Below are 7,831 nucleotides of genomic sequence, written 5' to 3'. Positions count from 1 at the left end.
ACTATCCCCATCAGCCTCCCGCAAGATGCCGATGATTTGTTCTTCGCTGAATCTGCTTCTCTTCATGTTCTGCTCCTTTTGAAGCAGAACTTCATTTATGTCATGTCCAGCTTTTGGGGGTCAGGTCAAAGCCACCACGGGTCGCAACGGCGGCAGCTCTCTCCTCAACGTTTCCCACCCCAGCACGCGCCCCATGACACTCTGCAGATTTGTTTCGGCCCAGGCGACGCTTTTGAAGGCGGAACCAACCTCCTCTGTCCTTTGGAACTGTCCGGAAATCTTCGTGCGGTCGAGCGCTTTCAGTCGTTTCGCGGCGATCTCGATGACTTCCATCGCCGCATTTGTGCGTGCCGGTCGGTTCAACCCAAGCTCTGCCAGCGTCAGTTTTTCTCCCTTGACCCGCATTTGGGCCATCCACTGGTCAAGGGCGCTTTGACGGCGACCCAGCACCGTCCAAAGAAACACGCCGATCATTGCAAGGACAGCCAGGATAGCAACAAATCGCGTGCGAAAGGCTCCCCGACATTTTCGATTCATAATGGCCGTAGGTTTCCGTTGATCGAAGGTGAACGCAACCTTGCTTTTCACGCCGTTCACGGTGGATGAAGTCATGTTTCTCGGTGTCACACTGGCCAAAGACAAATCCTGGACGCCGGGCCTTTACGACGGGTCGAACCCGTGCATCACATTAACGAGGCGACCGGTGGCGGGACCATCCTGCGAAAGTTCCGGGTCGATCTTACCGTGCCTGCAGCCGGATTCACTTCCAGGTAATGCCAACAATGTTGGTTCCCGGATGCTTCACCAGGACGAGATTGTTGTTGGCAAGAATGGCCTTGAGAACGTCCTCGGCCGTCACGTTCTCCAAATAAGTTCGGACTGGAGCGAATGATTGCTTCAGCACTTTTGGATCAATCTGGACTTGAAGGTTCGCCTGCCTCGCCAAAGTTCGAATGACATCGAGCAACGGTGCGTCGTCAAATTTTACCAGTTGCAGAATCTCCGCTGCGGGCGCTGTTTCCCCGGCTGCTGCCGTGGCGAGTCGTGGCCAAACGGCGTCGCGCCCGTCCCAAAGACCGGTATAAGGTTTCCAAGCCACCGCCGGTTGAGGATCGCCTCCGTCATCTTTGCCATCCAGACCAACGGAATAGAGAACGAAAAGGCCATCCGGCTCCAGGCGATAGTGCAGCGACTGCCCATTCATGTAGTCCACAGGGACAGTCGCGAGGAATTCGGGTGTCAGCGATTCGAGGTGCGGAGGCAATTTCCCAAAGTGAAGCTGATAACGCTTGAGAGCAACGGCGGCGATCATCAGGCTGCGCTGGGTCTCCTGTCGCATCACATATTCGTAAGCACGAACAAAGCTGGCAATGGTAAACTGTCCGCTCAATGTGTGACGAAAGGCGCCCAACCCGTTCATCCGCTCATTGATCTGGCTGTTGATGGGGAACAGCTCGCCTGAGAATTTGGCCCAGGATTTATGCCTCTGTGCGTTCCTGATCGCGTCCAAATGACGCTGCATGCTTTCCAGGTAGAACAACTCATCCTGCTCCGCCCACGCGATGCGCCAGAACGGATCGAGGAAGTGTTCCTCGAAAAAAGTACGGATACCTGACTTGCTCGTCGTCGCGCTAAACACCATGCGACTGCGGGCGCGGGCGCGCTGCAAGCCGTTCGTAAGCGAGTAATCGAACTGCTCCAGAGCATGAGCGCGTTCCATTTCGATGGTCGGCGACAGCTTTTCGAGGAATTTAAGTCGCCCCCAATCCGACTGCAGCTCTGCGAGTCGCGGTTCCGTCCAGCCGGGCATCTGCAACGCGGACCAGCTCGCTTCAAAATCAAGGCCGCCGATGGTGACGCGGATCATCAAGTTAGCCACCAACAGGTCGTTCTGGTGGAGTCGCGTCAGAGCTGTCAGCGGCCGGAGCGCGGCCTGCGCACCGGCAAGGTCGCCCGCGTGGAGCCGTTCGATTGTTTCACATTTGAGCCATTGCGCGACGACCCGCTGGGCGACAAAGTTTGGCGGACTGAAATTGTGATAGTTGAAGATGCTCGTATCCGCCGGGTGTTCCAGTGCGCTGCGAATCTCATCCAGATTCTCACGCACCGAATCCATTTCTTCAGTCAGTTGCGTCCAGGACGTGGTTTTTTGTCCATAAGTTGCCGTCAAATTTGTCTGCGACCACGGCGCACGCGCTTCGCCCGCAGCCGCAAAGTCGAGTGCTGAGTAAACGCCGGGGTTGAAAGAACTCCGTTCCAATGCTGAAAAAGCGGAGATAATCCGGTCGAGATTCGTGTCGCTCGTCGTTGAGGGAGGCGGAGCGAGTTCATCAATACCAAACTTTTCTCCGCGCGCGATCATGCGCGCTTTCCATGCCTCAAGGGAACGCCTGCTCTGCGAACGTCCAAACCAGATCGTGCTTGCGAATAAAACCACGCAGGCTCCAACACCCGTCAGAATCCAGCCGGAGGCGCTTCGGTTCGCCATGTCACCATTCATACCAGGCTCCGGGAAGAGTTGCGACTGCAGTCTTGCAATTTCCCGTCTTCGGCGTTGGCATGAGTACATGTTTCCCTACGTTACCCTTTCCAAGGACAAGTCCTGGCAGCCGGGGCCTTATGATGGCGTCGAGCTGCTCGTGCTACACAAAAACGAAACGACCGGCGGCATGACGATCCTGCGAAAGTTTCGCGCGGGACTTATGGTGCCCGAGCACATTCATCCGCTGGCGAACGAGTACTGTTATGTGCTCTCGGGCGAATGGGAGGAGAGCGGTGCGGTTTATACCACGGGTTCGTTCTTCTTTGCCGCCAAAGGCGTGAAACACGGCCCACACCACGCCAAAACAGAAGTCATCAGCCTGACCTTGTTCGACGGGCCGTTGACGGTCAATCAGTAGGTGCAGCGGCTGCACGGCGAGGGGGTGACAAGCAGCTGTTTCCTATTAAGTCCCACTTTTCCCCAACAAAGCAGCCCGCGGGTAGGTGTCCCGTGGGGCGGCGCCCGGTTCAAGATGGGCCGGTCCGGCCACGAAGGAAACTGAGCGGAAAATGTCCGCGTGAAACCGGCGCCGGGCATGTCATCTCACAGATTCATCAGTGGGGCAGGCACCATGAAGGCGTGCTGTTCGAGCAGGCTGAGTGACCCGTTCCACGAAAGGTATTGCGTCAAATAAACAAAAAAGACGTAAAAGAACACCACCGGGATGAGCGCCAGCCGGCTGGTCCACCGGAAAAACCAATGACACGGCCGCTCGCGCCGGTTGGCGCGGCCGACCGCCCAGCCGGTGAGCAGCCGGGCGGGAAAGATAAAGATTACAAACAGCAGGCTGGGCAGCCAGGCGACTTCGCGCGGCGGAAGTTCGATCTTGAGAAGATAAAGCGGCAGTGCGAACAGCAACGTGATGAAGAGTGACAGCCAGAACGCGATCGGCGCCCGTTTGAACAGGCGCCGTACCTCTCCCACCGCGAAGAGCGCCGCGAAGCGGTTTTTCAAAGCAAAGTGCGTTTGCAGGAACGGCAGATAGAGTACAACCAGCATCAGAAGAAAACCGCCGACCAGCGAAAAGAATCCCCCGCCTTTATCCGGCGGCATTTGGGCCGCAAGGATAAGAAATCCGACCGGAATCAACAGCCACGCGAACGCCCCAAAGAAACCGCGCGCACCCAGCCAGAAATAATACGGCAGCCGAAGCCCCGCGCAGAAATCGACCACGGCGTTGCGGATCATTTCAAATTTGTCCGGGGTGGACAGCCACTTGAAAAAGCGGATTGGGGCGGGCCAGGCGAAGTGCCACACGCGACCGCCGCGCAGACAGGCCCATACGACATGCAGAACCGCGAGGACGGTGAGAACGAGCACCGCGACGTGCCATCGGCCGGCGGTCGCTCCACCCGGCGCGATCAGTTCCGCGTCCTTCCACATCCCGGAGATCAAGCGCACCGGCAGCAACACCAGCCATGTGCCGAGAAAGAAACTCCCCACCACCGACGCCTTGCGGATGCCAACAAACCCGTTGCGCAACCTGCCGGTTGCGGCGACACGTCCGCTGGCGTGAATCAAATAGCCAAGGCTCAGGAAATTGGCCACGGGAATAATTGACAGGACTGCCAGGCCAAGCACCAGCGAAAGCAGGCCAAAGAGCCAGTCCAGGGAGGAAACCACCCCTCGGGCGATCCTCCGCCAGATCGTGACTTTGGGTGCCGGCTCCAGTTCGGCAGCGGTCGCAGGCAACTGCGGCGGCAGGTCGGTCGAATGCATGATTTGCGTTTCTGCTAACATTTTCTGAAACATTTTGGCCCTGTCGCTGCTACTATTACACGGAATGCAGTGGCAATTGTTTCAGCTTTTGCAAAGTATGAATCGTAGGACAGTGGGAAGCAAACCGAAGAAATGAAGCTCTGGGTTCGCAACGCGGTTTTTCTGGTCTTATGCCTGGCGGTCACCGCTTTGGTGGTTGGCCGCATCCTCAAGCCGCAGCCATTTGCCGGGCCGAAGTCATTCAATGCGGCGGACTTTGAGGACGTTGGATTCAAGCGGGTCGTTGACCGGGTGGATCAGGCATTCGCCGAGGCCTGGAAGGTTGCGGGCGTGGAACCGGTCCGCGGCGCTCCTGATCTCACTGTCGCCCGCCGGCTCTCGCTGGCTTTGACAGGCACCATCCCGTCACTGGAGGAAATTCGCGCCTTCGAGGCGCACCCGACGGAACAGCGACTTCAGTGGTGGCTCTCGCACCTTTTCGAAGACCGGCGCTGCAACGACTATCTGGCTGAGCGGTTCGCACGCGTCCTGGTTGGTGTCGAGGATGGGCCATTCATTGTTTATCGACGTCATCGCCTCGTAAGCTGGCTGAGCGATCAGCTTTCGCGAAATCGGCCCTACGACGAACTCGTTCGTGATTTGATCTCGTCCGAAGGCATCTGGACCACGAAGCCCGAGGTGAATTTTATCACGGTCACCGTCGATCAAAACAACAAAGAGGAAGGACCGGATGAACGGAAGCTGGCCGCGCGGGTGTCACGCGCTTTTCTCGGCGTTCGCATCGATTGCGTCCAATGCCACAACGACATGCTCGGCGGCCGCTGGAAACAGCAGGATTTCCACCAGCTCGCCGCGTTCTTTGCGCGCGCAGAGATGTCGATGACCGGTGTGCGCGACAACCCGAACAAGGAATACGAATACCGTTACCTCGGCAAATCGGACAAGGAGATCGTGCCGCCGAAGGTGCCCTTTAATGCAAACCTGCTGCCTGCCGATGGTCCATTGCGCCAACGCCTCGCCGCCTGGGTCACACATCAGGACAACCGGCCGTTCGCCCGCGAGATTGTGAACCGCGCTTCCGCGCTGCTATTCAATCGACCGTTGCACAAGCCGATTGACCAGATCAGCCTCGAAGGCCCATTCCCGCCTGCGATGGAAATTCTCGCTGACGATTTGATCGCGCACAAATTTGATTTGCAGCGGTTGATTCGGGTCATGGTCGCGACGCGTGTGTTTCAGCTCGACAGCCGCTCCACCGATCCCGGCCATCCCGTAACGCCCGGGCAAGAGGCTCAATTCGCCTCGTTTCCGCTCACGCGCCTGCGGCCGGAGCAGGTCGCCGGAAGCGTCCTCCAATCCGCCAAATTGAAAACCATCGATGCCGATTCGCACGTATTGGTGCGGATAGTGCGGTTTTTCGAGCAGAACGACTTCTTGAAGCGATACGGTGATATTGGCGAAGATGAGTTCGACCAGTTTGGCGGTACGATTCCCCAGCGACTGGTGATGATGAACGGGAAGCTGATCCATGAGCGGACGAAGGAAGATCTCGCCATGAACTCCGCCACGCGCATTGGCGCATTGGCGCCGGACAACCAGACCGCCGTCGAGACGGCCTACCTGGCCACGCTCACGCGGCGTCCCACTCCGGAGGAACTCGGGTATTTTGTCGGAAGATTAAGGGATGCCGTGAATCTCAAACGCCCCCAGTTGATGGAGGACCTTTTCTGGACGTTGATCAACTCAACCGAGTTTTCGTGGAATCACTGATATGAACAACACATCACCCGAATGCGGCTGCGGCTCGCTGGATCACCTCTCGCGACGAACCTTGTTGAAGCTGGGTGGCTTGACCGGCCTGATGTGGCTGACTCCCATCGCGCAACTGCTCGCGCGCGCGGAGGAGCGGGCGCCCAGGGGCAAGCCGGCCCGCTCGGTAATCATCCTCTGGCAGGCCGGTGGTCCAAGCCAGCTCGAGACCTTCGACCCCCATCCGGACAGCAAAATCTCCTTTGGCACGAAGGCGACCAAAACGGCGGTCCCGGGCGTCCAGCTCGCCGAGGGTTTTGGCTGCCTGGCTGAGGTGATGAACGACATCTCGCTCGTGCGGTCGGTCGTTAGCAAGGAGGCCGACCATGAGCGCGCGGTTTACAATATGAAGACCGGTTACCGGCCAAACCCAACCATCGTTCATCCATCCATTGGTGCGGTGGTCTGCCACGAGCTGAACGACACCGGCATCGACATCCCGCGGCACATATCGATTCTGCCCGATCAATGGCCCGCCCGCGGCGGCTATCTTGGCGCCCAATACGACGCGTTCCAGGTCTATGACCCGCAAGGACCGATCCAGGACGTGACGCCGCAGGTCTCGCGGGAACGGCTCGATCAACGAATGAAGGATTTGTCAGTGGTTGAACGCGCCTTCGATCGCGGCCGCCCCGCGAATCTCGACATGGATACGACGTTGCACCAGATCGCCATGGCTCGCGCGCTGAAGATCATGAGTTCCGCCCAACTCGCGGCCTTCGACGTGAAGCAGGCGCCCGCTTCCCAGCGTGCCGCGTATGGCAACACGCCTTTCGGCCGGGGTTGTCTCGCAGCGTTGCGCCTGATCGAAACCGGCGTGCGTTGCGTCGAAGTGACGCTGAGCGGTTGGGATACTCACGTGAACAACCACGAACTCCAGCGTAAGCGTGTGAACGTGCTGGACCCCGCCTTCGCAGCATTGATCCGTGATCTGAAGGAACGCAATCTCTTGGACTCGACGATTGTGCTGTGCGGCGGTGAATTCGGCCGCACACCCCGGATGAATGCCGTCGGCGGGCGCGATCACTGGCCCTATGCCTTCAGTGTCGCGCTTTCAGGAGGCGGCATCCGTGGTGGTCATGTGGTTGGCGCGAGCGATCCCGAGGGTGAAAAGAAAGAGCCGGATCGTCCCGTCAAGGTCCAGGACATCCACGCCACCATCCAACATACTCTGGGTATCAATCCTGAAAAGGAGATCATCACTCCCGTCGGCCGTCCTCTCGCCCTCAGCGATGGCAATGTGATCCCTGAATTGTTGAAAGTTTGATCCCAAAACGCCTCCGCCCATCAGATCCTCGTGGACCTGGGCTTGCGGACGGAACGATGGGACGCCGGCTGTTGATGGCTCGGAGTGGGATTGGAACCCGGAACAGTGGGCGCACCGGAGCGTCTGAATTCAATGGAAAATGTCCAAGCGCCATGCCTGGCTCCGCCGAAGAATCAATCCAATCAACCGTCGATGAAGTTTGCGCTGTCCACAAGGGTGATTTCCTCATTACCGCGGCCGTCGTCTTTGGCTCTAGGCGGCTTGCAAAGTTCACAAGGTGGCTGAAATCCGTTCGCGGTCGTCCGATCCTTTCTCCAGGTCACAATACCGGAGACGGGCCAATTTAAAAAGTTCGCGGTCGCGGCGTCAATTATCGCAGGTCTGATGTCGCTAAGCGCGCTCCAATGCGACGGTAAGTAAGCTTCACACATAGGCTCGGTCCTCGGCGGAGGGGCATTGCTACGGTTTGGGGTGTTTGACCCAGCTCCCTTTTT

General features: G+C 58.3%; 6 protein-coding genes. 3 read left to right on the top strand and 3 right to left on the bottom strand.

The window, feature by feature from the left end; all coding sequences use genetic code 11:
• Positions 1–120: 120 nt before the first annotated feature.
• Together VN887_12565 and VN887_12560 are read right to left on the bottom strand one after the other, a co-directional pair.
• Positions 121–537 (bottom strand): hypothetical protein, encoded by a 417-nt coding sequence (locus VN887_12565; protein ID HXT40838.1) that lies wholly within the window; start codon positions 535–537, stop codon positions 121–123.
• A 223-nt stretch (positions 538–760) separates the two neighbouring features.
• On the bottom strand, positions 761–2,488 hold the full coding sequence (locus VN887_12560; protein HXT40837.1) for a DUF4974 domain-containing protein: 1,728 nt from the start codon (positions 2,486–2,488) through the stop codon (positions 761–763).
• 79 nt (positions 2,489–2,567) lie between these two features.
• Between VN887_12560 and VN887_12555 the strand changes: the two genes are divergently transcribed.
• Positions 2,568–2,900 carry a cupin domain-containing protein gene (locus tag VN887_12555; GenBank protein ID HXT40836.1) on the top strand — a complete coding sequence of 111 codons (333 nt, stop codon included), beginning with the start codon at positions 2,568–2,570 and terminating at the stop codon, positions 2,898–2,900.
• A gap of 185 nt (positions 2,901–3,085) precedes the next feature.
• On the opposite strand, the gene VN887_12550 is transcribed toward VN887_12555, so the two are convergent.
• Positions 3,086–4,261 carry a hypothetical protein gene (locus tag VN887_12550; GenBank protein HXT40835.1) on the bottom strand — a complete coding sequence of 392 codons (1,176 nt, stop codon included), beginning with the start codon at positions 4,259–4,261 and terminating at the stop codon, positions 3,086–3,088.
• A gap of 132 nt (positions 4,262–4,393) precedes the next feature.
• On the opposite strand from VN887_12550, the gene VN887_12545 reads away from it, so the two are divergent.
• Both VN887_12545 and VN887_12540 read left to right on the top strand, forming a co-directional pair.
• Complete coding sequence (locus VN887_12545) at positions 4,394–6,031, top strand: DUF1549 domain-containing protein (GenBank protein ID HXT40834.1); 1,638 nt, start codon at positions 4,394–4,396, stop codon at positions 6,029–6,031.
• A 1-nt stretch (position 6,032) separates the two neighbouring features.
• Positions 6,033–7,337: a DUF1501 domain-containing protein gene (locus VN887_12540; protein HXT40833.1), complete on the top strand. Its 1,305-nt coding sequence runs from the start codon at positions 6,033–6,035 to the stop codon at positions 7,335–7,337.
• The last annotated feature ends 494 nt before the right edge of the window (positions 7,338–7,831 follow it).

This window comes from Candidatus Angelobacter sp. (genome assembly GCA_035607015.1).
In the GTDB taxonomy this organism is placed as follows: domain Bacteria; phylum Verrucomicrobiota; class Verrucomicrobiia; order Limisphaerales; family AV2; genus AV2.
Note: the sequence above shows the minus strand (reverse complement) of the source record. Positions and strands in the feature narration are given on the sequence as shown.

Bases quoted from the DNA above. Each gene is read 5' to 3' on its own strand.
- VN887_12565 (HXT40838.1), bottom strand. From the start codon at position 537: ATGAATCGAAAATGTCGGGGAGCCTTTCGCACGCGATTTGTTGCTATC.
- VN887_12560 (HXT40837.1), bottom strand. From the start codon at position 2,488: ATGGCGAACCGAAGCGCCTCCGGCTGGATTCTGACGGGTGTTGGAGCC.
- VN887_12555 (HXT40836.1), top strand. From the start codon at position 2,568: ATGTTTCCCTACGTTACCCTTTCCAAGGACAAGTCCTGGCAGCCGGGG.
- VN887_12550 (HXT40835.1), bottom strand. From the start codon at position 4,261: ATGCATTCGACCGACCTGCCGCCGCAGTTGCCTGCGACCGCTGCCGAA.
- VN887_12545 (HXT40834.1), top strand. From the start codon at position 4,394: ATGAAGCTCTGGGTTCGCAACGCGGTTTTTCTGGTCTTATGCCTGGCG.
- VN887_12540 (HXT40833.1), top strand. From the start codon at position 6,033: ATGAACAACACATCACCCGAATGCGGCTGCGGCTCGCTGGATCACCTC.